This is a genomic window from Bacillus cereus group sp. Sample62 (genome assembly GCF_036851315.1).
GTDB lineage: Bacteria > Bacillota > Bacilli > Bacillales > Bacillaceae_G > Bacillus_A > Bacillus_A wiedmannii.
Map to the genome: position 1 here is coordinate 3,928,887 of NZ_JAFLPK010000001.1, position 24,613 is coordinate 3,953,499.

Below are 24,613 nucleotides of genomic sequence, written 5' to 3' on the forward strand. Positions count from 1 at the left end.
TAATTACTTCCCTTCCTTCATATGAATTCCTAAACGAACCGTATCATATACATGTAAATCTTCATTCATCACAACAAAGTCTGCATCTTTTCCTACCGCTAATGCACCTTTATGATTTAATCCAAACTCTTCTGCTTGGTTTACTGATGTCATCAGTACTGCTTCTTCGATTGAACAACCTGTAAATTCAATTACATTTCGGAAAGCTTGATCCATTTTTAGAATACTACCAGCTAACGTTCCATCTTCTAATCGAGCACTACCATCTTTTACATGTACTGGCTGTCCGCCAAGCTCATATAATCCATCTTCAAGACCTTTTGCACGCATTGCGTCAGTAATAACACTTACTTTTTTCGGTCCTTTTAACTTATATGCTAATTTCACCATATCAGGGTGAATATGAATACCATCTGTAATTACTTCAACCATTACATCTGGACTTAATAACACATGACCAACAACTCCTGGTTCACGGTGATGTAATCCACGCATTTGATTGTATAAATGCGTTGCATGTGTAATGTTTCTATTTTTTAGTTGCGCATCAATTGCATCTGTATGCCCCATTGTGCCAACAACACCAGTTTCAGCAAGATACTGCTCAAACTCTAACGCACCTTCTTCTTCAGGTGCATATGTTACTAATTTAATTAGATTCCCGCTTGCTTCCTGCCATTGTTTAAATTGTTCAATATTCGCAGGAACAATATGTTCAAGTGGTTGTGCACCTGCACGTTTTTTTGAAACATACGGTCCTTCTAAGTGAATATATTCGAAATGTGCTCCTTTTTCTTTCGCTTCCTTCGCAGCATGTAGTGCCGCTTCGATTGCTTCTGGAGCTTGTGTCATTGTTGTTGGAAAGTAAGTTGTAACTCCTTCTTTTAACATTTCTTTACCTAGAGTTACTAATCCATCGCTATTTGCATCCATCGCATCAATATCGTATCCACCATGAATATGAACATCAATCATACCTGGAATCACAATCTTCCCTGCCGCATCTAAAACCGCTTCATTTTCTTGTGATACATATTGAGCCATCAAACCAATTTCTTTAATTGTTTCTGCGTAACGAATAAATCCGTTTTCCACTACTTCTTGACCTGTATAAATTTTGGCATTGATGACAACTTGCGTTTTCATTTTCATCGATCCTTTCCCATGAAATACCTACTTGTTATTATTACCTTATTCGCCTAATTCCATCTTAATATATGCACGAGTAGTTGTCTATACATTCGAATAAAATTTCCTCTTTGTTTAACAAAAAGGAAATTTAGTACGTCTCTTGCAATTATAATATATGTTATTCAGTTTTCCCAAAAGGGAGAATATCCCCTATCATATTACTCACTTAAGTAATGGCATTAATCCACTAGAGCCTATTGTAATATGCTCGCCGTCTGTTTCCATTTCTACTGTACGTTTATTTGTTCCATATATCATTATACCATGCTGTTTTAAACGTCTCACTACACTTTGATGCGGATGGCCATACGGATTTCTGCTTCCATATGAAAGAATCGCAAACTGTGGTTCTACTTTCTTTATAAACATTTCACTTGTTGAAGTATAGGAGCCATGATGTCCCACCTTTAACACATCTGCATGTACATCAAATTGCTTTAATATTTCAGTTTCCGTCCGCACATCAGCATCACCCATTAGTAAAAAATCCGCTTTTCCGTATCGTACCTTTAACACAATTGAAGATTCATTATTTTCATCTTTTGATTTCCCATTGTTTAATACTTGTATGGAAACATGCGGATCTAGCGGTATGTATTGTCCCTCTTTTACTGAAACGAAAGGAATTCCTCTTTTTTTAATATGATTCCGGTATGTGTGATACGTAAAAGAACTATATGTTTTTCCACTATCTAATATAAGTGATACTGGCATTTGCTCTACAATCGGAATGAGTCCTCCAATGTGATCCATATCAGGATGCGTACTGACGATAGCATCTAAATGGTTAATCCCTTTTTCGATTAGTTTTTGAATGATAACCTCACCTGCTTCATAAGGTCCCCCATCAATTAACATCGTTTGTCCATTTGGCAATGTAATAAGTGTCGCATCACCTTGCCCAACTTTTAAAAAACTCACTTTCATTTTACCAAAATGTTGCCGCTGCATATGTAAAGGAGACGCGGTATGAATAGACATCATATATCTTTTGGCCGATGCACTATTTAAAGAAAAGCATAACAAAACAGAAACTAACAATAAAATACTTCGCATACTTCTCATAACTCGTCTCCTTTTTTCAATTAGTATGGCACGGTATATAATTGATATACAAAAAAAGCTTAGCAAAATGCTAAGCTTTTATTTCGATATCTCCTGTAAAGAACCAAAGAATAAATCTGCTTCATTCATTTGTTCATTCTCTTCAGAAAGTGCCGGTAAATCATCTAATGTTTTCAATCCAAATGTATCCAAAAATTCTTTCGTTGTTCCATATAAAATAGGACGCCCTGGCCCTTCTGCTCTTCCCATTTCTTTTATAAGTAAGTGTGAAACTAACGTTTGTAACGCCTTATCGGTTTTCACCCCTCTAATCTCTTCCATTTCAGTCCTTGTAATAGGTTGACGATATGCCACAATCGCTAACGTTTCTAAAGCAGCCTGAGAAAGTGAAGCAGCTGTTGGGATATCTATTAATTTTTGATAGTACGAAGCATGTTCTTTCTTTGTAGCAAAACGATATACTTTTGCATACTGCACAATTTGCAAACCACGGTGTGCACCTTCACATTCTTTTTGCATTTCTTCTAAAATATCGATTACTTCATTTCCTTCAATTTCAAGCACTTTTGCTATTTGTTCTGGATAAATCCCTTCATCACCAGAAACAAATAAAAGCCCTTCAATGATTGATTTCTGTTCTTTTCTATCCATTTTACGAGCTCCTTCCTCCAATTTTCTCCATAAAAATACACATCAAAAAACCGAATCACAATCAATGCGTTCGGTTCAATATTTTTTCTCTTGTTCCAAACGATACATTCAAACCTAGCATGAGATATATTATTTCCATCCCATTTTCCATACTAACTCTATGCAGATTTAGTAGAGCTTGATACGAAAATTTCATCAAAATTATGTTCTTGTTCAATTATGATTTGTTGATTTTTCATAAGCTCAAGAACCGCTAAAAATGTTACAACCATTATTTCTCGTTCATCATCAACAAACAAATCATAAAAACTTTGACGACCACCTTGTATTTCTAACTGTTTTAAAATATCAATCATGCGCTTTTCAATTGGTATTTCTTGACGAGTAATACGTGTTGTTACAGGTTTCTTTGCTTTTTTACGGCGCATTAATTTTTGAAATGCCGCTAGCATATCATATAACGTAACATCAAGAGGCAAGTTTGTCTCCTCTTCTTGTTGTAACGATGTAAAATCAATTGGCGGACGTGTATATAGCTGTGCTCTTTCTTGTTCTCTTTCTTTTAGCTCAGTAGCAACTTGCTTATATTTCTTATATTCAATTAACCTCTCCATCAATTCTTGACGAGGATCATCTATAAAGTCATCACCGTTATCAAGTACATCTTCTTCATGTTTCGGCAACAACATTTTACTTTTAATTTGTAATAAAGTCGCAGCCATTACTAAATACTCACTTGCAACATCTAATTGTAGTTCTTTCATCGTATGAACATAAGATAAATATTGCTCTGTAATTTCCGCTACAGGAATATTATAAATGTCAATTTCATAACGATGTATTAAATGTAACAATAAATCTAAAGGCCCTTCAAAAGCCTCTACTTTAAAATTATACTGCACAAAGCATCCCACCACATTTTTTCTATAACAACATAAGTATAGAGCATACTCATGTTCTATCCAACCTTTTTAAGAAATTTAATTAAAAATAGACCTATGCCTATGTCATCATGCCCACCGCTTCATATGATAACAGTGTAGTAAGAACAATGTAGGAGGTCAAAAAACTATGGGTCACGTTGATTGCGGTTTTAGCGGTGGGTTCGCATTACTTGTTGTATTGTTTATTTTACTAATTATTGTAGGGGCAGCTTGCTTCTGCTAATATGAACAATAACGGCTAGGGAAAATTCCCTAGTCGTTTATTGTTTATATTTCTATGATACACTTGTATTTATAACCGTTAAACAGGGGTGAAGAAAATGTATCCTACCGAATACATCCAATTTTTAATTCATTTTCACGGAGATTATGATTATTTTGAATGCCACGAAATACTTGAAGAATATTGGAAAATAAAACCGAGAGAAAATCGTGATAATTATTTAGTCGGTCTTATTCAAATTGCAGTTTCTTTATACCATCAAAGACGCTCTAACTGGAATGGCGCAGAGAAAATGATGAAAAGCGCCATAAAGATTTTAGAAAAAAACAGTGCATCTTTACTACGTTTAGGAATAAATCAGACACAACTTCTATGCTTACTCCAGGCTAGATTGCAATCTATACAGAAAGAAGAGAGTTTTACACCGTTATTTTTACCATTATCGGATACAGCATTAGAAAAGTACTGCATGGAATTATGTCAGAAACAAAACCTTACTTGGAAAGACGTGAATGCTACTTCTAATGAATATATAATACATAAGCACACATTACGTGATCGAACAGAGGTCATCGCTGAACGAAACGAACAATTACAAAAAAGAAAGCAGAGATAATAAACTACTTATCTCTGCTTTCACGAATGTATATTTTGTTCTAGCCCTTTACACTTTTTGCAAAAACTTGCTGTTTGCTCATTTCCGCAAATTGTAAACTCAAGAAATTTACTCTTTAACTCTTGAACCATCTTCGTCCCAATACCCATATGACGGTGAGACGGGTTCACACTCAAATGCTGAATTTCCAACACTTGATTCTCTTTTTTTACAATCCCCATTATCCCAACAAAATCTTCGTTTTGTTTCCACAAATACAATTGCCAATCATCTTTTGCTTCATAATCTTTCATAGTCAATTGTAATGTTTTCACATCTTTTTCGGTTGGCATAAATGAAAGAAGCCCCATTGCAATCTTTTCATAACTTTTTTTAAAACGAATTAACATAACCCTTATCCCTTCTTACAAAAGTTACAAACTATTAATCCCCTCAACCACTCTTTTCATATCACATTCATTTTACAATATTTTCAACAGAGTGAGAAGGGCCTAAAACAACTTGATAATCATACAAAGCGAAAAGAAGAAAGTCAAATATATGTTTCAGTACTATTTTTTCTAAGTAGATAGAAGGAGAAACGTTGTTATATGAAAGCGAAAAGGAACATCCATCGCTCATTACCACTTCAATATTCATCACCTGAGAGCAAATGAATTCTAGCAAAATTAATGTAATAAAAATATTTATTGAAACATGTAATCTAATGTATTCTATGTAATTTGTTAAAATTTTGTTCTCATAAGCGACATATTTTCACTACAAAAACATTACTACTTGTATCATGTACTGTAACCGAAATACCCATTCCTATTAAAAAACAAAAAAGAGAGCAATAGCTCTCTTTTCCCATTAACTTATTCTTCCCAAACTTTAACTTCTTTCATTACATCGCCTTGACGCATGTTTAATACTGTTTCAATACCGCTTGTTGCTTTACCGAATACAGTATGTACACCATCTAAATGCGGTTGTGGCTCATGAACAACAAAGAATTGGCTACCGCCTGTGTTACGGCCAGCATGAGCCATAGAAAGTGAACCTACAAGGTGTCTATGAGGATTTCCATCAGTTTCACATGGGATAGAGTAGCCTGGGCCACCTGCACCTGTTCCTGTTGGATCTCCACCTTGGCTTACGAAGCCAGGAATAACGCGGTGGAATGTCACACCATCATAAAATCCTTGCTCTGCTAGTTTTTTAAAGTTTTCTACTGTTTTTGGTGCCTCTTCTGGGAAAAATTCTAAATCGATTTTTTCACCATTTTCCATTAATATGTATCCTAAAGTTTTCATACGTATATGTCTCCTTTCAACTATCTCAGCACTATATTACCACATTCATGACTAGAAACAAAAAGAATCCGACAATCTAGATACTTCTTTTTTGAAATGTGGAAAAAGCTAGGTGACAAATAAAAAATATATACTATAATAACTGTGTTGCCCGAAAATTTTAGAAAGAGAAAGGGAGCGATTTTTCGTGAAAACGAAATTACTAGCTCTGCTATTAGCTGTAACGGTATTTATGATGCCAACAGCTTCGTTTGCAGACATCATCGAAGGAGAATCAATTGTTACACTAGGAGAAAACTTGTCTGAACAACAAAAACAAGATCTGTTAAAAGAAATGAAAGCACCAAAAGATGCTACAATCATTACTGTGTCTAATGCGGAAGAACATAAATTTCTAGAAGGGATTGTTCCAAAAGCGCAAATTGGTACGAGAGCAATTTCCTCTTCTATGATTACATACACAAAGCCAGGTTCTGGTCTCATTGTACGTTCAAAAAACATTAATTCGATAACAGATGCAATGTACACAAACGCACTTATTACAGCAGGTGTGAAAGATGCAGAAATTCAAATTACTGCACCATTTAAAGTTTCAGGAACTGCTGCTTTAACCGGTTTAATGAAAGCCTATGAAACAACATCGAACAAAGCAATTCCTGAGGAAGTAAAAAAAGTAGCCAATGAAGAAATGGTGCAAACAGCCCAGCTCGGCGATAAAATTGGTGAAGAAAAAGCAGTTCAACTTGTTGCAAAAATTAAAGAAGAAATTGCCAAAGAACAGCCAAAAACGACTGAAGATTTACGTTCATTAATTCAAAAAATTGCGGATCAACTTGGTATTACATTAACGGATGAACAGTTAAATAACTTAGTTGCGCTATTTGATAAAATGAAAAATCTTAATATCGATTGGAATCAAGTTGGCAGTCAGTTAAATAAAGCAAAAGAACACGTTTCTGCCTTTTTAGGATCTGAAGAAGGGCAAGGTTTCCTAGATAAAGTTAAAGATTTCTTCTCAAGTATCATTGATTTTGTTAAATCGTTATTCAAGTAAAAAGAAGCTCGTCAGTGACGAGCTTCTTTTTTATACAAGTAATGGCAATTTCATAACAGCTTCTTCGACCGAACGAACAATATGATTTGCCTTCTCCTTCACATATGGATGAGCATGATGTAGAGTAAATGAATGCGGAGTTACTTCAAACATAGAAATATCATTGAAAGAATCTCCAATGCACGCAACTTCATTTGCTTCAATTTGTAAATGTTCCATTAGTCGCCTTAAAGCACTCCCTTTACTTACTCCCCTTGGCATAATGTCAACATAGCGTTTACCAGACATAAAAACTTCCGCTTCGCTCTGAAATGTATCTCGTAACTCTTGATCTAATGCTGCAATTGTCTCTTCTTCCCCAAAAACAAACAATTTCGCAGGATGCACAGTCTTACCAAATTCCTCTTCTAATGCTTCTATCTCAGCAATATGCACGCCCATATACGTTTCAAAAGTATGATGATGTTCATTCTTTCTTTTTGTATACCGGTGCTCATTTGCACAAACAATATCTGCTAGTCCCTTTTTATGGATATATCGATATATTTCCTGGGCAATCCCATCTTCAAAACTTGATTCATGAAATATTTTTCCATCCGGCAGTAACATCGTTGCTCCATTTAAACTAGTTGTGTAATACGGGAAGGCAAACCTATTTACGACTTCATTAATTCGATGAGTAAAGCGGCCAGAGGCAAAACAAATATTTGTCCCTTTTTCAGCTAACCAACAAAGTGCACGTTCATCTTCTTTTTGCATATGATTCACATTGTAAACGAGCGTATCATCTAAATCACTTACAAATAATTTAATCATGTCCTCTTCCCCTTCCATACACAATATCTACTCTAAGTGTACACAAAAAATGTTTGATTTTTGTTAAAAAACTATAAATTTTCGATAAAAAATAAGCAGGAGATTAATCCTGCTTATTTTTGCCTTCTTACATTTTGAGGTTTTACAATACTTGGGCGCACTTTTAAACTAGACATCGTTGGACGGAGTAGAATTTTTGTTAACGCTCCCCAATCAAATGGTAAAAACGGCCATAAATACGGTGTTTGTAAACTTTTTATAGACGTTAAAAATAAAATCAGTATCGTCATTCCAACTACAAATCCCATTTCATGAAATATACCTGTCAAAATAATGACAAATAGCTTTCCGACTTTATTCCCAAGCCCTAGTTCATAACTCGGTGTTGCATATGCTCCAATCATAGAAACTGCTACGTATAAAATTACTTCTGGTACAAACAAACCTACATCAATGGCAATTTGACCAATTAATATGGCAGAAATTAATCCTGCTGCAGACGACAATGATGTCGGTGTATGAATGGCAGCCATCCTTAAAAATTCGAGTCCGATTTCGGCCATCAAAATTTGTAATAAGATTGGTAAATGTGTCATCTTGTTCGGTCCAATGAAAGCAAGACTTTCCGGTAAAAGAGTTGGATCAAAAACAAACACTAACCAAAATGGCAATAAGAACAGTGAAAATATAACACCTAAAAAACGTACCCAACGTAAAAATGTACCTACAGCTGGATTTTGCCTAAACTCTTCTGCATGCTGTAAATGATGAAAATATGTTGTCGGTGTAATCATAGCACTTGGTGATGTGTCAACGAGTACTAACACATGTCCTTCTAGTAGATGATTTGCTGCTACATCTGGTCTTTCTGTGTATCGAATAAGCGGGAAGGGATTATAGCCTTGTTTAACTACAAATTCCTCTATCGTTTTATCCGCCATCGTAATCCCGTCTACTTCAATGTTATTTAATTCTTGTTTTATAATCTTAACTAAATCCGGATTTGCAACATCTTGTACATATGTAATACAAACATCCGTTTGTGATCTATCTCCTACTCGAATCATTTCATTTCGAAGACGTGGGTCACGTATCCTTCTACGAATTAACGCTGTATTTACAACGATATTTTCAACAAATCCATCCCTTGCACCACGTACTACCTTTTCTGTATCTGGTTCTGTCGGCGTCCGGCCCGGATAACTACGAACATCTATTGCGAACGCTTCCGTTTCACCTTCCACAAATATAACGATGAGTCCTGATAATACTTGAAGCATTACCTCATCCATCGTTTTCACTTTACTTACTTGTTGATGGATTAATCGATTCTCTAAAAGCTTCACTGTATCTTCTTCTACATCCCTTATCTCATTTGTATCCACCGCTTCTTCTAAAATAGGGATAATATAATTTGTATCACAAAGTCCGTTTACAAATAACACACCAATTTCTTTATTTAAAATTTGAAATTTACGAATGCCAACGTCATATGTAACACCTAGTCCAGCTGTTTGCTTTAAGTAATTTTCATTATCACTTATGAAAGATGAAATAGGGATTTCCACTTTTTTAGGTTTCGTCATAAAAACCACTCCTTTCCAAAATTAATTGAATCGCTTTTCTAGTAATAGGTGATCCTCTCTCCCATTCATCGTTTCCACACATCTTACCAATATCACCAACTCCCACAATGACAGGAACATTCAGATCATCTAAACAATAAATTGTATCTCCGCTAATTCTGCCAATTTCACCATCTGGAAGTCCAAATTTATCAACACCGTATTCGGTTAAATCCCCGTTCCGATCTACACTGACATCTACACGTGCCCATTCCCAATGATGTGTATTAGACGCTACTGCCAAAATCCCCAGTACATCAATTTGTTTATGTGTGGCTACATATTTTAAAGCCTTTTCACCAGATCCTTCTCCAATAAATCCACTGTCATCAAACATGACAAATACAGGGTCATATGGCGTTTGCATAATAAGCTCAACAACTTTCTTCCCTGTCAATTTGGTTGGATTACTTTGTGATGCTGAAATACACCTTCCCCCAAATTCCTTCGTTAAAAGCTCAATTGTCCGCTTTGCATATTCATCTCCATCTGTGACCAAAACAACCCTTCGTCTCATTTGATTTATCCTTTCGGTTTACATATAAGTGCTACAAAAAATGAAAATAATATCGCTGCAGAAATGCCTGCAGACGTTAAACTAAACATACCCATACCAATCCCAATATATCCGTGTTTTTCTGCCGCATGCATTGCCCCATGTAATAGTGAATGTCCAAAACTTGTAATAGGAACTGTCGCACCAGCACCAGCAAACTTTATAAGCTTATCGTACAATCCGAATCCATCTAAAACTGCTCCTATAACTACAAAGGTAGCCATTAAATGGGCTGGTGTTAACTTTGCGAAATCTAACAATACCTGTCCAATTACACAAATGGCGCCTCCTACAAGAAATGCATATATAAAATCCACAATTCACTCTCCCTTCACTCTCTCAAATACGACACCATGTGCAATTGTTGGAATGGTTTCTTTCTGCTGCATCATCATCGGACTTAATAACGCGCCAGTAGCAACGACAAAAATTCGTTGTAAATTCCCTTTTTGCATCTCGCTTAATAAATGACCATATGTGACAACAGCTGAACAAGCACAACCACTACCACCGGCAAATACTTCTTCTTGACCGGAATCATAAATCATTAATCCGCAATCATTATATATATGCCCAAGATCATAACCTTCTTCCAGTAACAGTTGTTTTGCGATTGGTGTCCCAATAGATGATAAATCACCGGTAACAATCAAATCATAATCTGCTGCACTCCTCTTCAAATCTTCAAAATGTTGTTGAATTGTATGAGCAGCAGCAGGTGCCATCGCCGACCCCATATCTAAAGGATTCGCAATCCCTAAATCTTGCACTTTTCCAATCGTAGCTGCCGTAATTTTAATGGCACTTTTTTCTTTACTAATTAATATGGATCCCGCACCTGTAACAGTGGAATTTGCTGTTCCTGGTTTTTGTCCCCCATACTCTGTTGGATAACGGAACTGTCTTTCAGCCGTTGCATTATGACTACTTACCGTCGCTAAAACACGATTTGCGAATCCACCATCTATAAAGGCTGATCCAACCGCTAAAGTCTCCATCGAGGTTGCACAAGCGCTAAACATCCCTAAAAAGGGAATCCCCCACTTACGCGCAACATAATTTGCTGTCACTGTTTGATTTAATAAATCACCCGCTAAAAAGAAATCAATTTGTGATGTCTTTACATTTCCTTTTTGCAAGACTTGTTGAATTGAATCTGACATTAATCTTCGTTCAGCAAGTTCCCAGTTTTCCTCTCCGCAATGTAAATCATCGTATGAAATATCAAAATCCTTCCCAAGAGGGCCTTCAGCTTCTTTTGGACCAACAGCAGTACCGGTTGCATTCACATAAATATCATTTTGAAATACCCACGATTGTTTTCCGGTCAACCTCATACTAGCCCCTCCTTTAAGACATAAAAATGTTAAAAGTATATCTTATTAATCCAATAACGTATGCACCAACGACCCCAAAAACGATAACACTTCCCGCTAGCTTAAACATATTTGTAGCAACCCCAAGCACAATTCCTTCACTCTTATGTTCTAGCGCAGCGCTCGCCATAGAATTTGCAAATCCCGTAACAGGTACGGCCGATCCCGCTCCAGCAAATTGACCGATTTTATCATATACACCACAACCTGTTAAAATCACCGATAATAATACAAGCGTTGCAACTGTCGGATTTCCTGCCTCTTGTTCACTGAAATGAAAATAATGTATATAAAATTTCATCAATACTTCTCCGACAGTACAAATGAATCCACCTACAAGAAATGCCTTAACACAATTTAGGAAATAGTTTGGTTTTGGATGGTACTCCTTCACTTTATTTATGTAATCATCCTTTAGTTTTCGCCCTGTCATTTATATATTGCCTCCTACTTTACGAAATAAATCCAGTGAAACAATGAGCCTATTACTTTGCCAAGTACAAGAGCAACGAGTAAAACAACGATTTTCCCTTCTACCCCTACTCGTTTCGCTAAAATAGGTAAAACATTTAACACTTCTGTTAATGCGGCTGCAAGCATTCCAATGAATGTGCCACAAAATATTCCTAATATAACAAGCCAATATTGCGACGTTTGAAATGTAATGTTTTTCAAACTACACCAAGCTCCTGTTAACGTACCTGCAATAACTGCCCACTCAAAATATTGAATGTGCTTTCCACTCCTCGTTAATTGAGCTAGGCGGGGGATTATACCAAGTACAGCTAAAAATGCGACATATCCGCTACCTACTGCAATCCCTCCCGCTAAACCAATTAAAATAACAAGCCCAGACTCAATCATCGGCAAGTTGTTTCATATTGTCCTTGTTTTCATGAACAATTACATATTGGTCAAGTGACTGTTGGTATTGGAACATCTCCACTTCTAACGGACTCGGCTCTTCATTAATTCGCTTTTGAAATACATGATTAAAAAATAAGACCATACCTAACCCAAGACCTACTGAATAAGGAATTTGAAATAGAAGTGGTTGTGCCTTAAATTCTCCCGTAATCATGTAATATAACCGCTGGTGCACTTGTTGCATGCTCACATCTTCATGGAAATAAATGATCGCAAGAGCCGCTCCAATAAAAAGTAACAACCATACAAGTCCGAAGAAAATCGGATGTACTTTCTTTTTTTCATATATAATTTCAACAAGAGTTTGTCCAGAACCGAGTAAATTAATTTGTATATGAGCCGCTTTTCGCCTAATAATCTCAATAATTTTCATAACATCAATTACAACATGCGTCTTATCATGCGCTGTTATTTTGTAAACTACCTCATTCTGTAATGATTCAACTACCATAGCATCTCCAGCAAGTTGAGCGACATCACTCAGTTTCACTTCATACGTAGGAGAAACTTTTAATCGATTACGCATTTTAATATAAATTGTTTGTTCCAATTTCCATTCACCTCTTCACTCTTCCTCGTAGTTGTAGTATGGTTATTGAATTTTTTTCTAATACAATTTTTTCATAAAAAAACATCTGTACCGTTTCGGTACAGATGTTTTTTAGTTTATGCCTTTTTCTTAAATAAATTTGCAATACTTAATGCAAGTCCTCCCCAAATGACTACCATACCAATAACCATCATCATAATCGCTGATCCGCTCATTATGAAACACCCCGATCTTTCCATTCTTTTTCAAGCTTAGCAGAATCTGAATGTATTTGTGCATTCCATTTCTTTATACTAATGATTAGTGCAACGATAAGGAACGCTGCTGCAATTGACCAACCATATGTTACGACAAACTCCGTTGGATAATCTCCGTAGTTCTTTTTAATATTTTGGATTGTACCATCAATTAACATGTATCCTAACATAAGCGGGGTAATAACGAGTAAACTTACTCTCCAAAACGTCCCTAACTTAATATCAGATACGAAGTTTGCGTGATTTTGATAAACTGGTAAACGGCGTAGAATGAGCCCTATCGTAACTACTTCCACTAATGCAATTGAAATTAACCCGAAGTTATTAGCGAAATAATCAACAACATCTAGGAACATAAGCCCGCCACGTGTTGCAAAAACAAGAGAAACTAGTACGAGAAGCGTCCCCATAATTCCAATTGTTTTTTGGCGGCTTAAGCTGAACTTTTCAGATACGGCAGCAAAACATACTTCCGCAAGCGAAATGAGGGATGTAATTCCAGCAACCGTTAATGATAAGAAAAATAATACGCCAAATACCGGTGACATCGGTAATTCATTAATAATTTGCGGGAATACTACGAACGCAAGCCCTACACCAGCACTTGCTACTTTATCAACCGGTACCCCCATATTGTTTGCCATAAATCCAAGAGCTGCAAAGACCCCAATCCCTGCTAATAATTCAAATCCTGAGTTTGCAAAGCCAGTAATAAAGGCATTATTTGTTGTATCTGAGTTTTTCGGTAAATAACTAGAATACGTAATCATAATTCCAAATGCTAAAGATAAGCTAAAGAAAATTTGACCATAAGCAGCAAGCCATACCTTTCCATCAAAAATACGACTCCAATCTGGTTTAAAGAATGCATCTAATCCTTGCATCGCACCTTCCATCGTCACTGCACGAACGACGATAATAAGGAACATAACAACTAGCAAAGGAATGAAAATACGGTTAACCACTTCGATTCCTTTTTTAACTCCTTTAAATGCTACACCAAGCACAATAATCCAAACGAGAGCTAATGGAATTAATACTTCCGGTACGAGCCCTCCAAACTGTCCAGGCTTATCTGCAACATGTAAGTACTCTTTAAATAAAAATGATTGCGTGTCTTTCCCCCATGCTCCAGTAATTGCAAAGTACGTATATGAAATAGACCAAGCAATAATTACTGCATAATATGTTGAAACGATAAACGTTACACACATTTGCCACCATCCAATGAATTCAGCACGCGGATGAATACGGAAGAACGTAAGTGGCGCTGAACCACGGTGACGATGCCCAAGAGCAAATTCAAACGCCAATAATGAAATACCAGTCGTTAATAATGCGAATAAGTACGGTAAAAAGAATGCGCCTCCTCCATTTTCATACGCTGTATAAGGAAAACGCCATATGTTTCCTAATCCAACAGCAGAGCCGACCGCTGCGAAAATAAATCCAGCCCTCGTTCCCCATTGTTGCCTCGTTTCCATATTTCCTTCCCCCTTTGGACAAGTTCATACTTGGATTATATTTTAAATTTACTAAATTATCAATAAATTCTGTTAATTTTTACGAAAGTTTACAATCTCCTCCTATTAAAGTCATAAAAAAAAATCGAATAGATAGCTACTCATCTATTCGATCTTTCATCTGTTTTAATATTTTCTTTTCAAGTCTTGAAACTTGCACTTGCGAAATACCTATGCGCTCCGCTACTTCTGATTGGGTTTGGTCTTTATAGTAGCGTAAATATACAATTAAACGTTCTCGATCATCTAATTCTCTAATTGCTTCTTTTAAAGCAATTTTATCAAACCATTTCGTTTCAGATTGATCAGCAATTTGATCTAAAATAGTGATTGGATCTCCATCGTTTTCATACACCGTTTCATGTATGGATGAAGGAGCACGACTCGCTTCTTGCGCTAGAACCACTTCTTCTGGCGTTAGTTCTAACGCTTCGGCTACTTCGTTAATCGTTGGTGCCCTTCCGAATTCTTTCGAAAGCTCGTCTCTCATCTTTCGAATTTTATTTCCTGTTTCTTTTAAAGATCTACTTACTTTCACTGATCCATCATCACGTAAAAATCGTTGTATTTCTCCAATAATCATTGGAACTGCATATGTTGAAAATTTCACGTCGAAAGATAAATCAAATTTATCTACCGATTTTAAGAGCCCAATACATCCAATTTGAAATAAATCGTCTGGTTCGTATCCTCGATTAAGAAAACGCTGCACAACCGACCATACGAGACGCATATTACTTTGAACGATTGTATCTCTCGCTTGTTGATCTCCATCTTGACTTTGTTGAATTAACGCTTTTAGCTCGTGGTCCTTTAACTGAGGTTTCTTCTTCTCATTTTTGACCTCTATGTCCATAGGCTATTCTCCTTAATTGCATAGAGCGTTACTATTTGATAAGTATTTTGTCAAATGGATTGTTGTCCCGAAAGATTCGTTTGAAATAACTTCTACTTCATCCATAAAATTTTCCATGATAGTAAATCCCATTCCGGAACGCTCTAATTCAGGTTTAGTTGTAAAAAGGGGTTGTCTTGCTTCATCTAAATCAAAGATGCCAATCCCTTCATCTCGAATCGTGAGTTTCACCATTGCTTCTTCCAAAATTACAGAAATATAAACAACACCTTCTGCATTTCCATCGTATCCATGAATAATTGCATTCGTAACTGCTTCTGACACAACTGTTTTAATCTCCGTAAGTTCTTCCATCGTTGGATCTAGTTGCGCAATGAAAGCAGCTACTGTAACGCGAGCGAATGATTCATTTTGACTTAATGCTGAAAATTGAAGGTTCATTTCATTTCTCATTTATGCCACCCCCAACGTCGCGAGCGCATGCGCTTCACTTTCTTCTAAGCGAACAATTTTAAATAAGCCCGACATTTCAAATAAACGTTTAACAGGCGGTGAAATTGCACAAACAACCATTTCTCCACCTAATCCCTTTACATGCTTATATCGGCCTAATATAACACCTAAACCAGAACTATCCATAAACGATAAGTTCTCTAGGCTCAAAACAATATGATGAACACCATGTGTCTCAATCATATCTGTTACTTTCGTTCGCAACTCTTCAGCAGTATGATGATCTAATTCACCCGCTAGTCTCACACATAGGACGTCACGTTTTACTTCTAATTGCATGGAAAGACTCACACGATTTCCTCCTTATGCTCAAACTTTACTCATTTACATACATAAAGATTTTCGTGATACAACATAAGAATCCTTCCTACTGACAAAAGAAGAACTATTTCGCCATAAAGTGAAACTATTCAGCAATTATTTACTTTCATACGAATAGAAAAGCGGCAAAATATTTGCCGCTATTTTGATGTTGAAAACATCCCAAAACTTCTTTTAAATAACTCCCACCAGCTCGCTGCAGCAACATCTTCTTTTGCTACAATGGTTTGCTTTAATAAAACATCTTTATCTTTTTTAATAACAAGTGTACCAAGTGCGTCACCTTTTTTAATCGGCGCTTTCACTTTCTTTTCAGCAATTACTTCTTGCTTTACTTTATCCATATTTTCGCCTTTCTTCATAAGAAGAGACACATTGTCTGACGCAACTAAATCTACTTTTTCTTTTTTACCTTTTCCTACTTGTACAGTCTTAATTTTTTCGCCTCGTGTATACAATTTCTTTGTCATATATTGACCAAATGCGTAGTCAAGAAGCTTCGTTACTTGATTGTTCCGTTCTTTCGATGTAGGTGCACCCATAACAACTGAAATAACACGCATCCCATTCTTTTCAGCCGATGCTGTTAAACAATATTTTGCTTCTGTCGTAAAACCAGTTTTCACACCATCTACTCCAGGATAAAAACGTACTAACTTATTCGTATTCACGAGCCAAAACTTCTTATCCGTATCTTCACGTAAATAGTCTTCGTATTTACCTGTGTATTTGCGAATAAGTGGGTACTTCATTAATTCTTTTGCCATTATTGCCATATCGTTTGCTGTGGAATAATGGTCTTTAGCCGGAAGACCTGTTGGATTTTGAAAATGAGTGTTTTTCAGTCCTAAGTCTTTCGCTTTTTTGTTCATCATATTTACAAAACCTTCTTCTGAACCAGCGATATGCTCCGCTACTGCAACAGACGCATCATTTCCAGATGCAATTGCAATACCTTTTAGCATTTCATTTACAGTCATCTCTTCCCCAGGCTCTAAAAAGATTTGTGATCCACCCATTGAAGCCGCATGCTCACTTGCTCTAACTTTATCGGTCAGTTTTAGTTTTCCTTTTTCAACTTGTTCCATAATTAATAGCATTGTCATAATCTTCGTCATACTAGCAGGTGGTAATTTCTCATTTGGATTTTTATCAAACAAAACTTTACCTGTATCTTGTTCAATTACAATTGCTGACGACGCTTGTTCCGCTAACTTCGGCGCTGTTTCTTCTGTTTTCTCCTGCTTCGTCTTCTCAGATTGTGCGAAACTAACTGAAGTACCAGAAAGCAATAACATGAAACAAACAAGTATTCCAAAAACTCGCTTCATGACTAACCCTCCATTCTATATCAGACCTATTTTTTCCAATTTCTTATTTTTTAATACCATATTTTTCTAATATTTTTAGTTGACAAATACATTCATCACCTATATTGTATTAAGTGTATTACACGAAGTAGTACACTTAATACACGCCAGAAAGGAGACATTGCTCTTGCATATTCAACTTGATCCAAGAAGCAACACTCCGATATGGGAACAAATTGTTCAAAATATAAAAGAACTCGTATTGAAGAACATGTTAGCTCCAAGTGACAAACTACCTTCTGTACGCGAACTCGCTTCTTTACTCGTTATAAATCCAAACACAGTGAGTAAAGCGTACCAAGAGTTAGAGCGACAAGGGATTATTGAAACATTACGAGGAAAAGGAACATTTGTATCCAAATCGATTACCCCAACATTAGACGAAAGGAAAATCGCTATGGTTGAAAAGCAATTTCATCAATTACTATTAGAAGCTTCTTATCTTGGTGTTACGAAAGATAAAATTCATGATTGGATAGATTCATACTACAAAGAGATTGGAGTAAATGCGGATGCTGAAAGTGACAAGCTTGAAGAAAACAATTGATAATCAAACAATTTTAGATGATGTTTCTTTCACATTACAAAGAGGAAGTATCATCGGATTACTCGGAAGGAACGGTGCGGGGAAAACAACTTTATTACGAACGATGGTCGGCATTTTAGACCCTGATGCAGGGACTGTTACATATGAAGATACAAACATTCATCAGTGTCCTGAAATAAAGCAAAAAATTGTATATGTCCCTGATTCCACTAGCATACTGAACGGATATACGGTAAAAGAAATTGTAAAGTTTTATAAAGAAGTTTATACCGCATTTGATGAAGCATATTTCTATGAACTGTTAGAACGTTTTAACTTACCAAACAAACGAATTCGTAGTTATTCAAAAGGCATGAAAGCACTACTTGCCATCATTTTAGCTGTTTCTACAAAAGCAGAATATATCATTTTAGATGAACCGACAAACGGACTTGATCCTATCGTTAAAAGACAGATTTTACAGTTTCTCGTTGGAGAAGTTGCAGAAAAAGAGATTACCATTTTCATCTCAACTCACCATTTAGATGAAGTGGAACAAATTGCAGATACAATTATTATATTAAAAGGCCATACTATATCTTCTATTACATCACTAGACGATGCCAAATCACGATTTGCAAAAATACAAGTAGCTTACGAACGTTCATTACCTCAAAAACTAGAAAACTTAAGCAATATTAAAATATTAAATCAAACAGGTAAAGTATTTACAATCTTAATTGAGGGAAATGTGGCTACAACACTGGAGAAGTTTTATAAAGAACAACCTATACTCATTGAAGAATTAACAATGTCACTTGAAGATGTCTTCGTTACGACACTGGAGGAGGATGGGTATGTTTCATAAGGCGTTGTGGATGTGGAATTGGAAGCGCGGGAAATATGCTGTGTTACTATTCTTCTTTAGTTCGCTTTATTTGTTACCTTTTGGCTACTATAGAAGTTCTCAGCAACAACTTGATGTGTATTACGAATTACAAGAAAAGGGGAAACATTATTATTATTTTTATACCTTTTCTTCAGGAGAAAGTAATAGTTTTTGGTTAACTATTCTTATCATTGCTTTAGCCTGCTTATTAATAGGATGGGAACGTAGCAACCAATCTAATACACTACTTATGACAATGCCATTTAAAAGAAAAGATGTTTTCTTATCTAAATGGACTTTCGGTTCCTTTTGTATTGTGATCTCGTTACTTGTAAATTGGATTCTTATGTATGTTATTTATAGAACAACTATTCATTTTGATTATCAATCATTTAGTCCATTTCACCGATACTTTCTTTATGCAATTGTTTCTTATATCGCAGTCTATACAGCTGCACTATGCATCGGTACTTTTACTGGCAGTGTTGTTTCACAGATTGTTTTTTGTATTCCGTGGTTACTAGCAGGGGTTACATTTATTACATTACTATACACTTTTACAACAAACCATTTGTACGCTGCAGATATTAAAAATGAAAACTTATATCGACAACTTTATGAAATCAATCAAAAAACAAATATAGTTGCACCAATTAATCACTTTTCTATCAATTATTACTACGATCCGGAATCCCGTAAGATCGAGAACAATCCAACTGCTTTAAGAGATCCAGCATCTCATATATATTATTCAGCCAAGTCAATGTTAGTCCCTATTTTCTATACGATATTTTATTTACTACTTGGGACATATTTATATAAACGATCGCCAAATGAAAACGGTCAAAAGATATTTATTTTCCAAAAGCATTTAAAAATATGGATATGGGGGACAACCATTTACTTTGCATTACTAGGCGGCTATAAAATAAACAATTTTAATTTCTTACCTAGCTACTATATCGGTTTGTTTCTATCTGGAATCATTACTTATGTTATATTATCACGCCTAACAAATTATAAAGTTTTTTAAAGGAGAGATCCTATGTTTCAAAAAGCACTGTGGCTAAGAACGTATCAGCAAAGTAAATATGTTGTATGGTTATTTTGGCTCGTCAGCTTCTATACTTTTTCATATAAATACTACATGACTTCTATTCAAGAGCAACAATTTCTAAATGACATTAAAAAGTGGAACTATGTATATCATTACCACTTTGATTTAACACTTCTAGATCCTGTCATGCTGTTAGGTAGCGTACTGATCGTCCTAGCTTGTACGTTAATTGGATGGGAAAGACAAAATAACGCTAGCGACTTGTTATGGTCTATGCCATTTAAACGTTCACACCTCTATATAACAAAATGGTTGTTTGGAGTCTGTAATATTGCCGCTGTTGTCATTTTAAACTGGGGGCTATTTGCTATTATGAAAAAGGTAACTTTTCATAATAAATATCAAGTATTTTCCCCTTTTCATAGTTATTTTATATACATGTTAATTGTATTAATCGCTATTTATACACTTACCTTATGTGTAGGTACAATTGCAGGGAATATTATATCGCAAGGATTTCTCACTGCAGTTATATTAATCTTCCCTGCTTTACTTCCATCACTTATCTCAGGAGTCATCGCTGTTCACTCAAACACTGAATTTCATGAGGACACTGGCCTTATACATGATGTGATGAAAAGCATACGTATTTCTAGTCCAGCAGAAGATTTTACTATTAACTTTAATTATGATCCACAAAGCGCTTATACCGATCAAAATGGAGTACGTCATAACGAACCAAACTTTACAAAGATTCCACCGGCAAAAACATTGATTGGACCTATCGCACATATTATTATTTTATTACCACTCGGTATATATTTATATGCCCGTTCAGTTAATGAGCGAAATGGTAACTACTTATTATATCCAAAACTACAAAAAGTAGTTTTAGCTTGTGCGATTTTCTTTGGTGGGATCGTTGGAGGTTTAATGCTAAGTCGTGCGCAGTCATTGTCCAGCTTTTACATCGGATTTTTAGTGACTAGTTTCATTACGTATTTCTTCCTACCTAAAATATTAAAATGGAAAGTTTCTTGGAATTTCAAATAAAATAACCTCCTCTCGATGAGGAGGTTATTTCACATTCTCTCTTCTTTTCCCATACTCTTTTTCTTGCTTCGTTCCAAACCCGTCACCATTTGCGACGATTTGATCTGTTGGAGCAACTATGCTTTCAGCAATTCTCCATTCTCCCCCTTGTTGAATAAACACTTGCATAAAATAATTCATGCCATTTAACTGATACGAATTTTCTTTTTTCACTTCATAACGCGCTGCAACATAATACACTTGCACATTCTCAGCTTCAAACTTAGAAATATATTGCGATAATCTCGGGATATACTGTGATGCTTTCTGAAGTGGAAGTTGTTTTACTTTTATAAGAGAAGACTTTGTTACATTACTGATCGTATCTTCATGCCGAATGTTATCACTATGATGAAATAGAATGGCATTCTGCATAGAGCGAATCCATAGTTTTGAATATAAAACAGGTTGCTTATTTGAAATATGTTGTAATTCTTTCTGAACGACTTGAAGAGGCGTAGCGGCATCCGCGAATTGATTAAAACAGAAAAAACTTCCAATCATAATGAAAAGCGTACAAATACGTTTCATAATTTTTCACTCCGATTCTTTTTAATTAAAGTATTGGAGTTTCAAAATGTTTTTATTCAAAAGAAAAAGGATAGGAAAGCTTTCGCTTCCTATCCTCATTTATTATAATACGCGGCCAAATAGATCTAAAACCATTTCTATTTCTTGGTCGCTCCAACCTTTAAATCTCTCTTTATAATATTCTTTACGCACAGCTTCAAGTTTTTCAGTTACTTCTCTTCCGTGTTCTGTAATTTCTAGATACACGATACGACGGTCTGAATTTGAACGCTTTCTTTCTACAAACCCTTTTCGTACGAGACGATCAGTAACAGCTGTAATATGACTAGAGGTTACGTTTACTTCACTCGCAATTTGCGAAGCCATCTGTGGACTGTTTAAAAATAACGCGCGTAATACAGAAAATTCATTGTATGGCATATGTTCTGCAAAACGTGTATTAATATCATTTTGTAATAAACGTATCATCTTTCGGAATGATCCGGATAACTCTAAAATCAGTGTTTCTCTTTTTTCGTTCACTAGCCTCGTCCCTTTTTTATCATATTTACACATATTATAATCTATAAATACCTATGTTGTATATGCTTTCTTCCCTCAACATTCTCATTTATGTAACTTTTTTCATATAAATTTCTTTTTTGTTCACACATATACATATAAAAAGGATGGTGATGGAAAATGCAAGGTGGAATGAATCCCTATTTACACAACGTACGTACAGCTAATACTAGTAAAGAAGCTACCATTACAGTGCAAGGTGAAGGCGTTGTAAAAGCAAAACCAAATGTTGTTATATTAACGATTGGTATTCGTACAGATCATAAAAATGTAAAACAGGCACAAGAAGAGAATGCAGTGCAATCAAAACAATTACTAGATTCCCTTAAACAACTAGGTATTGCCGACAAAAATATAGAAACCATTTCGTATACGATTACGCCCCAGTACGAATATGTTAATGATAAAGCATTACTACAAGGATATCGTGTGGAACATTTGTATGAAATTACCGTTTTAAATGTACAAAAAGCAGGGGAAGTATATGATATAGCCGTTTCAAATGGAGCAAACTTAGCAAAAGGATTACGTTTTCGAATATCTCATCCAAATAAATATTATGAGCAAGCTCTCATTCAAGCTCTGCAACAAGCGGTAGAAAAAGCTCGTGCTATTGCGAGTACATACAATTTAAACATTAATCCAGTTCCACTCTCATTCGTTGAAGAATCTGCCCAATTACCACGGGAAGTGACGTCCTATGCTACTTTACATGCGCAAGCAGCTCCGCCCATTCAATCAGGAGAATTAGAAATCATTTCAACAATACGAGCCATTTTTACGTATTTATAAATAATTTCTTTTATAAGTAAACGTTATCATTTTCCTTGTTGTAAAAACATGATGTTCTGATATAATAAAGGACGGTGAGCTCTTACGAAAGAGATATCACGGGTGGGAGAGGGATATGAAAAAGAAGGTTTAACATGAAAGGAATACTTGAAAGAACATTTAAATTAGGTTTACACGAAACATCACCAAAACAAGAAGTCTTAGCTGGAGTTACGTCATTTTTCACAATCGTATATATTATGATTGTAAATGCATCAATTTTATCCGATGCTGGCATTCCTCTTGAAGCTGGAATTTTAGCAACTGTTTTCAGTTCATTTGTCGGATGTCTGCTCATGGCATTTTGGGCAAATGCACCTGCTATTCTTGTCCCTGGTATGGGCGTAAATGCATTCTTCACGTACACTGCTGTGCATACGCTCGGATTAACTTGGCAGGAAGCATTAGCAGCTGTCTTCATCTCTGGTATTATTTTTGCAATTGCTGCGTTTACACCAATCGCTCGCGTGCTTTCAGTATCGATTCCAAAGTCATTAAAGGAAGCTATTACTGTCGGCATCGGATTATTTTTAGCATTTATCGGATTGCAAAAAGGTGGTTTAGTCGTTTCGAATCCAAATACTGCTGTTGCAATGGGTAAATTAAGTAACCCTGTCGTTCTTGCGACACTACTTACTCTTATCGTTGCACTTGTACTATTTATTCGTAACGTACGTGGAAGCTTTTTATGGACGATTGCAATAGGAACTGGTATTGCATGGCTATTTGGTCTTGTTGATACAAGTCAAATCGGAAATAGTTCATTCTCATTCGCTAATTACGGCGATGTGTTTGGAGCTATGTCATTTGGCAAACTTTCTTCCTTACCATTTTGGATTGCAACATTCTCCTTAAGCATGGTGCTTATTTTTGAGAACATGGGACTTCTACACGGTTTATTAGAAGATGACCGTAAATTCCCACGTGCTTACCAAGCCAATGCGATTTCAGCAATGACATGTGGTCTATTTGGCACAAGCCCTACCGTATCAACAGTAGAGAGTGCCGCAGGTATTACTGCAGGCGGGAAGACAGGTCTGACGTCTATCGTTACAGGGTTGCTATTCTTTGCATCACTGTTTGCACTTCCGTTTGTGAAACTAATTCCTGATAGTGCCATTGCACCAATCTTAATTATTATTGGCGGCCTGATGATTACAAGCATCCAGCAAATTCCTCTGAACGATTTTTCTGAAGGATTTCCAGCGTTCTTAATTATCGTCATGATTCCGCTCACATATAGTATCGCTGATGGCATTGCGTTCGGATTTATTGCTTATCCTATCTTAAAAGTTGCTCTTGGAAAGCGTAAAGAAGTCGCACCGTCTATGTATATCGTTACATGCTTATTCTTAGCCATGTTTGTATTACATGCTATTGGTTAAGTAAAAACACCG

Annotated in this window: 32 protein-coding genes; 9 read left to right on the forward strand and 23 right to left on the reverse strand. The window is 35.9% G+C overall.

The window, feature by feature from the left end; translation table 11 throughout:
* Window positions 1–3: 3 nt before the first annotated feature.
* The 4 genes from nagA to scpA all read right to left on the reverse strand — a co-directional run bounded on the left by nagA (window position 4) and on the right by scpA (window position 3,809).
* The gene (gene nagA, locus J0835_RS19860; protein WP_087982723.1) at window positions 4–1,146 is read right to left on the reverse strand and encodes an N-acetylglucosamine-6-phosphate deacetylase; all 1,143 of its coding nucleotides are present in this window, start codon (window positions 1,144–1,146) and stop codon (window positions 4–6) included.
* A 207-nt stretch (window positions 1,147–1,353) separates the two neighbouring features.
* Complete coding sequence (locus J0835_RS19865; RefSeq protein WP_046957457.1) at window positions 1,354–2,256, reverse strand: ComEC/Rec2 family competence protein; 903 nt, start codon at window positions 2,254–2,256, stop codon at window positions 1,354–1,356.
* 78 nt (window positions 2,257–2,334) lie between these two features.
* On the reverse strand, window positions 2,335–2,907 hold the full coding sequence (gene scpB, locus J0835_RS19870) for a segregation/condensation protein ScpB (RefSeq protein ID WP_000375162.1): 573 nt from the start codon (window positions 2,905–2,907) through the stop codon (window positions 2,335–2,337).
* Window positions 2,908–3,065: 158 nt separating this feature from the next.
* Window positions 3,066–3,809 (reverse strand): segregation/condensation protein A, encoded by a 744-nt coding sequence (scpA, locus tag J0835_RS19875; RefSeq protein ID WP_001199757.1) that lies wholly within the window; start codon window positions 3,807–3,809, stop codon window positions 3,066–3,068.
* Between the two features lie 169 nt (window positions 3,810–3,978).
* Here scpA and J0835_RS19880 point away from each other — a divergent pair, with 169 nt between their 5' ends.
* Window positions 3,979–4,074, forward strand: coding sequence for a YjcZ family sporulation protein (locus J0835_RS19880; RefSeq protein WP_000510194.1), 96 nt, complete (start codon window positions 3,979–3,981; stop codon window positions 4,072–4,074).
* A gap of 97 nt (window positions 4,075–4,171) precedes the next feature.
* On the forward strand, window positions 4,172–4,690 hold the full coding sequence (locus J0835_RS19885) for a DUF309 domain-containing protein (RefSeq protein WP_087981771.1): 519 nt from the start codon (window positions 4,172–4,174) through the stop codon (window positions 4,688–4,690).
* A gap of 20 nt (window positions 4,691–4,710) precedes the next feature.
* Here the strand turns inward: J0835_RS19885 and ribT are convergent, their stop codons facing one another.
* From ribT to J0835_RS19900, 3 genes are all read right to left on the reverse strand, one after another.
* Entirely contained in the window at window positions 4,711–5,079 is a 369-nt protein-coding gene (ribT, locus tag J0835_RS19890) for a GNAT family N-acetyltransferase RibT (RefSeq protein WP_000908397.1), read from the reverse strand.
* Between the two features lie 67 nt (window positions 5,080–5,146).
* Window positions 5,147–5,329 carry a hypothetical protein gene (locus tag J0835_RS19895; protein WP_087981772.1) on the reverse strand — a complete coding sequence of 61 codons (183 nt, stop codon included), beginning with the start codon at window positions 5,327–5,329 and terminating at the stop codon, window positions 5,147–5,149.
* 218 nt (window positions 5,330–5,547) lie between these two features.
* A complete protein-coding gene (locus J0835_RS19900) occupies window positions 5,548–5,985 on the reverse strand; it encodes a peptidylprolyl isomerase (RefSeq protein ID WP_000853785.1) in 438 nt (145 codons plus the stop codon).
* A gap of 187 nt (window positions 5,986–6,172) precedes the next feature.
* Here J0835_RS19900 and J0835_RS19905 point away from each other — a divergent pair, with 187 nt between their 5' ends.
* Window positions 6,173–7,039, forward strand: a complete 867-nt coding sequence (locus J0835_RS19905) for a DUF1002 domain-containing protein (protein WP_087981773.1) — start codon at window positions 6,173–6,175, stop codon at window positions 7,037–7,039.
* Between the two features lie 30 nt (window positions 7,040–7,069).
* Here the strand turns inward: J0835_RS19905 and J0835_RS19910 are convergent, their stop codons facing one another.
* The 14 genes from J0835_RS19910 to dacF all read right to left on the reverse strand — a co-directional run bounded on the left by J0835_RS19910 (window position 7,070) and on the right by dacF (window position 17,690).
* The gene (locus J0835_RS19910) at window positions 7,070–7,873 is read right to left on the reverse strand and encodes a Cof-type HAD-IIB family hydrolase (RefSeq protein WP_140386882.1); all 804 of its coding nucleotides are present in this window, start codon (window positions 7,871–7,873) and stop codon (window positions 7,070–7,072) included.
* 95 nt (window positions 7,874–7,968) lie between these two features.
* Window positions 7,969–9,441 carry a spore germination protein SpoVAF gene (gene spoVAF, locus J0835_RS19915; protein WP_048562394.1) on the reverse strand — a complete coding sequence of 491 codons (1,473 nt, stop codon included), beginning with the start codon at window positions 9,439–9,441 and terminating at the stop codon, window positions 7,969–7,971.
* Window positions 9,428–9,997 (reverse strand): stage V sporulation protein AE, encoded by a 570-nt coding sequence (locus tag J0835_RS19920; protein WP_087981775.1) that lies wholly within the window; start codon window positions 9,995–9,997, stop codon window positions 9,428–9,430. Before J0835_RS19920 ends, spoVAF begins: the two co-directional genes overlap by 14 nt.
* A 5-nt stretch (window positions 9,998–10,002) precedes the next feature.
* Window positions 10,003–10,353, reverse strand: coding sequence for a stage V sporulation protein AE (gene spoVAE / locus J0835_RS19925; protein WP_000345909.1), 351 nt, complete (start codon window positions 10,351–10,353; stop codon window positions 10,003–10,005).
* Between the two features lie 3 nt (window positions 10,354–10,356).
* Window positions 10,357–11,373 carry a stage V sporulation protein AD gene (gene spoVAD / locus J0835_RS19930; RefSeq protein WP_087981776.1) on the reverse strand — a complete coding sequence of 339 codons (1,017 nt, stop codon included), beginning with the start codon at window positions 11,371–11,373 and terminating at the stop codon, window positions 10,357–10,359.
* Window positions 11,374–11,386: 13 nt separating this feature from the next.
* The gene (gene spoVAC / locus J0835_RS19935; RefSeq protein ID WP_000147731.1) at window positions 11,387–11,845 is read right to left on the reverse strand and encodes a stage V sporulation protein AC; all 459 of its coding nucleotides are present in this window, start codon (window positions 11,843–11,845) and stop codon (window positions 11,387–11,389) included.
* A gap of 14 nt (window positions 11,846–11,859) precedes the next feature.
* Window positions 11,860–12,276, reverse strand: coding sequence for a stage V sporulation protein SpoVAB (gene spoVAB / locus J0835_RS19940; protein ID WP_000572948.1), 417 nt, complete (start codon window positions 12,274–12,276; stop codon window positions 11,860–11,862).
* On the reverse strand, window positions 12,269–12,889 hold the full coding sequence (gene spoVAA, locus J0835_RS19945) for a stage V sporulation protein SpoVAA (protein ID WP_087981777.1): 621 nt from the start codon (window positions 12,887–12,889) through the stop codon (window positions 12,269–12,271). The genes spoVAB and spoVAA overlap by 8 nt, the downstream gene beginning before the upstream one ends.
* Before the next feature lie 116 nt (window positions 12,890–13,005).
* Window positions 13,006–13,104: a methionine/alanine import family NSS transporter small subunit gene (locus tag J0835_RS19950; RefSeq protein WP_000016829.1), complete on the reverse strand. Its 99-nt coding sequence runs from the start codon at window positions 13,102–13,104 to the stop codon at window positions 13,006–13,008.
* Window positions 13,104–14,630, reverse strand: coding sequence for a sodium-dependent transporter (locus J0835_RS19955; protein ID WP_087981778.1), 1,527 nt, complete (start codon window positions 14,628–14,630; stop codon window positions 13,104–13,106). Before J0835_RS19955 ends, J0835_RS19950 begins: the two co-directional genes overlap by 1 nt.
* 136 nt (window positions 14,631–14,766) lie before the next feature.
* Window positions 14,767–15,525, reverse strand: coding sequence for an RNA polymerase sporulation sigma factor SigF (gene sigF, locus J0835_RS19960; RefSeq protein WP_000350733.1), 759 nt, complete (start codon window positions 15,523–15,525; stop codon window positions 14,767–14,769).
* Window positions 15,526–15,537: 12 nt separating this feature from the next.
* On the reverse strand, window positions 15,538–15,978 hold the full coding sequence (spoIIAB, locus tag J0835_RS19965; RefSeq protein ID WP_048546248.1) for an anti-sigma F factor: 441 nt from the start codon (window positions 15,976–15,978) through the stop codon (window positions 15,538–15,540).
* Window positions 15,979–16,329: an anti-sigma F factor antagonist gene (spoIIAA, locus tag J0835_RS19970; protein WP_000059133.1), complete on the reverse strand. Its 351-nt coding sequence runs from the start codon at window positions 16,327–16,329 to the stop codon at window positions 15,979–15,981. It lies immediately after the preceding gene.
* A 170-nt stretch (window positions 16,330–16,499) separates the two neighbouring features.
* Window positions 16,500–17,690 (reverse strand): serine-type D-Ala-D-Ala carboxypeptidase DacF, encoded by a 1,191-nt coding sequence (dacF, locus tag J0835_RS19975; protein ID WP_048562388.1) that lies wholly within the window; start codon window positions 17,688–17,690, stop codon window positions 16,500–16,502.
* 166 nt (window positions 17,691–17,856) lie between these two features.
* Between dacF and J0835_RS19980 the strand changes: the two genes are divergently transcribed.
* The 4 genes from J0835_RS19980 to J0835_RS19995 are packed head-to-tail and all read left to right on the forward strand — an operon-like array spanning window position 17,857 to window position 21,254.
* Window positions 17,857–18,276, forward strand: coding sequence for a GntR family transcriptional regulator (locus J0835_RS19980; RefSeq protein ID WP_087981779.1), 420 nt, complete (start codon window positions 17,857–17,859; stop codon window positions 18,274–18,276).
* Window positions 18,242–19,123: an ABC transporter ATP-binding protein gene (locus J0835_RS19985; protein ID WP_087981780.1), complete on the forward strand. Its 882-nt coding sequence runs from the start codon at window positions 18,242–18,244 to the stop codon at window positions 19,121–19,123. Before J0835_RS19980 ends, J0835_RS19985 begins: the two co-directional genes overlap by 35 nt.
* Window positions 19,113–20,177: an ABC transporter permease subunit gene (locus J0835_RS19990; RefSeq protein WP_087981781.1), complete on the forward strand. Its 1,065-nt coding sequence runs from the start codon at window positions 19,113–19,115 to the stop codon at window positions 20,175–20,177. Before J0835_RS19985 ends, J0835_RS19990 begins: the two co-directional genes overlap by 11 nt.
* A 12-nt stretch (window positions 20,178–20,189) precedes the next feature.
* Window positions 20,190–21,254: an ABC transporter permease subunit gene (locus J0835_RS19995; protein ID WP_087981782.1), complete on the forward strand. Its 1,065-nt coding sequence runs from the start codon at window positions 20,190–20,192 to the stop codon at window positions 21,252–21,254.
* Window positions 21,255–21,278: 24 nt separating this feature from the next.
* On the opposite strand, the gene J0835_RS20000 is transcribed toward J0835_RS19995, so the two are convergent.
* Both J0835_RS20000 and J0835_RS20005 read right to left on the reverse strand, forming a co-directional pair.
* Window positions 21,279–21,824 (reverse strand): hypothetical protein, encoded by a 546-nt coding sequence (locus tag J0835_RS20000; RefSeq protein ID WP_087981783.1) that lies wholly within the window; start codon window positions 21,822–21,824, stop codon window positions 21,279–21,281.
* A 102-nt stretch (window positions 21,825–21,926) separates the two neighbouring features.
* Window positions 21,927–22,346, reverse strand: coding sequence for a MarR family winged helix-turn-helix transcriptional regulator (locus J0835_RS20005; protein ID WP_001003312.1), 420 nt, complete (start codon window positions 22,344–22,346; stop codon window positions 21,927–21,929).
* Window positions 22,347–22,505: 159 nt separating this feature from the next.
* Here J0835_RS20005 and J0835_RS20010 point away from each other — a divergent pair, with 159 nt between their 5' ends.
* On the forward strand, window positions 22,506–23,177 hold the full coding sequence (locus tag J0835_RS20010) for an SIMPL domain-containing protein (RefSeq protein ID WP_087981784.1): 672 nt from the start codon (window positions 22,506–22,508) through the stop codon (window positions 23,175–23,177).
* A 134-nt stretch (window positions 23,178–23,311) separates the two neighbouring features.
* Complete coding sequence (locus tag J0835_RS20015; RefSeq protein ID WP_087981785.1) at window positions 23,312–24,601, forward strand: NCS2 family permease; 1,290 nt, start codon at window positions 23,312–23,314, stop codon at window positions 24,599–24,601.
* Window positions 24,602–24,613 lie beyond the last annotated feature (12 nt).

Coding starts and splice junctions, on each gene's coding strand:
- J0835_RS19990 (WP_087981781.1), top strand. CDS start 19,113: ATGTTTCATAAGGCGTTGTGGATGTGGAATTGGAAGCGCGGGAAATAT.
- J0835_RS19955 (WP_087981778.1), bottom strand. CDS start 14,630: ATGGAAACGAGGCAACAATGGGGAACGAGGGCTGGATTTATTTTCGCA.
- spoIIAB (WP_048546248.1), bottom strand. CDS start 15,978: ATGAGAAATGAAATGAACCTTCAATTTTCAGCATTAAGTCAAAATGAA.
- J0835_RS19995 (WP_087981782.1), top strand. CDS start 20,190: ATGTTTCAAAAAGCACTGTGGCTAAGAACGTATCAGCAAAGTAAATAT.
- spoVAB (WP_000572948.1), bottom strand. CDS start 12,276: ATGATTGAGTCTGGGCTTGTTATTTTAATTGGTTTAGCGGGAGGGATT.
- J0835_RS19950 (WP_000016829.1), bottom strand. CDS start 13,104: ATGAGCGGATCAGCGATTATGATGATGGTTATTGGTATGGTAGTCATT.
- ribT (WP_000908397.1), bottom strand. CDS start 5,079: ATGTTAATTCGTTTTAAAAAAAGTTATGAAAAGATTGCAATGGGGCTT.
- J0835_RS19920 (WP_087981775.1), bottom strand. CDS start 9,997: ATGAGACGAAGGGTTGTTTTGGTCACAGATGGAGATGAATATGCAAAG.
- J0835_RS20010 (WP_087981784.1), top strand. CDS start 22,506: ATGCAAGGTGGAATGAATCCCTATTTACACAACGTACGTACAGCTAAT.
- sigF (WP_000350733.1), bottom strand. CDS start 15,525: ATGGACATAGAGGTCAAAAATGAGAAGAAGAAACCTCAGTTAAAGGAC.
- J0835_RS19865 (WP_046957457.1), bottom strand. CDS start 2,256: ATGAGAAGTATGCGAAGTATTTTATTGTTAGTTTCTGTTTTGTTATGC.
- J0835_RS19910 (WP_140386882.1), bottom strand. CDS start 7,873: ATGGAAGGGGAAGAGGACATGATTAAATTATTTGTAAGTGATTTAGAT.
- J0835_RS20000 (WP_087981783.1), bottom strand. CDS start 21,824: ATGAAACGTATTTGTACGCTTTTCATTATGATTGGAAGTTTTTTCTGT.
- J0835_RS19985 (WP_087981780.1), top strand. CDS start 18,242: ATGCTGAAAGTGACAAGCTTGAAGAAAACAATTGATAATCAAACAATT.
- J0835_RS19900 (WP_000853785.1), bottom strand. CDS start 5,985: ATGAAAACTTTAGGATACATATTAATGGAAAATGGTGAAAAAATCGAT.
- dacF (WP_048562388.1), bottom strand. CDS start 17,690: ATGAAGCGAGTTTTTGGAATACTTGTTTGTTTCATGTTATTGCTTTCT.
- J0835_RS19885 (WP_087981771.1), top strand. CDS start 4,172: ATGTATCCTACCGAATACATCCAATTTTTAATTCATTTTCACGGAGAT.
- J0835_RS19895 (WP_087981772.1), bottom strand. CDS start 5,329: ATGAATATTGAAGTGGTAATGAGCGATGGATGTTCCTTTTCGCTTTCA.
- nagA (WP_087982723.1), bottom strand. CDS start 1,146: ATGAAAACGCAAGTTGTCATCAATGCCAAAATTTATACAGGTCAAGAA.
- J0835_RS20015 (WP_087981785.1), top strand. CDS start 23,312: ATGAAAGGAATACTTGAAAGAACATTTAAATTAGGTTTACACGAAACA.
- spoVAF (WP_048562394.1), bottom strand. CDS start 9,441: ATGACGAAACCTAAAAAAGTGGAAATCCCTATTTCATCTTTCATAAGT.
- J0835_RS19880 (WP_000510194.1), top strand. CDS start 3,979: ATGGGTCACGTTGATTGCGGTTTTAGCGGTGGGTTCGCATTACTTGTT.
- scpB (WP_000375162.1), bottom strand. CDS start 2,907: ATGGATAGAAAAGAACAGAAATCAATCATTGAAGGGCTTTTATTTGTT.
- spoVAC (WP_000147731.1), bottom strand. CDS start 11,845: ATGACAGGGCGAAAACTAAAGGATGATTACATAAATAAAGTGAAGGAG.
- spoVAD (WP_087981776.1), bottom strand. CDS start 11,373: ATGAGGTTGACCGGAAAACAATCGTGGGTATTTCAAAATGATATTTAT.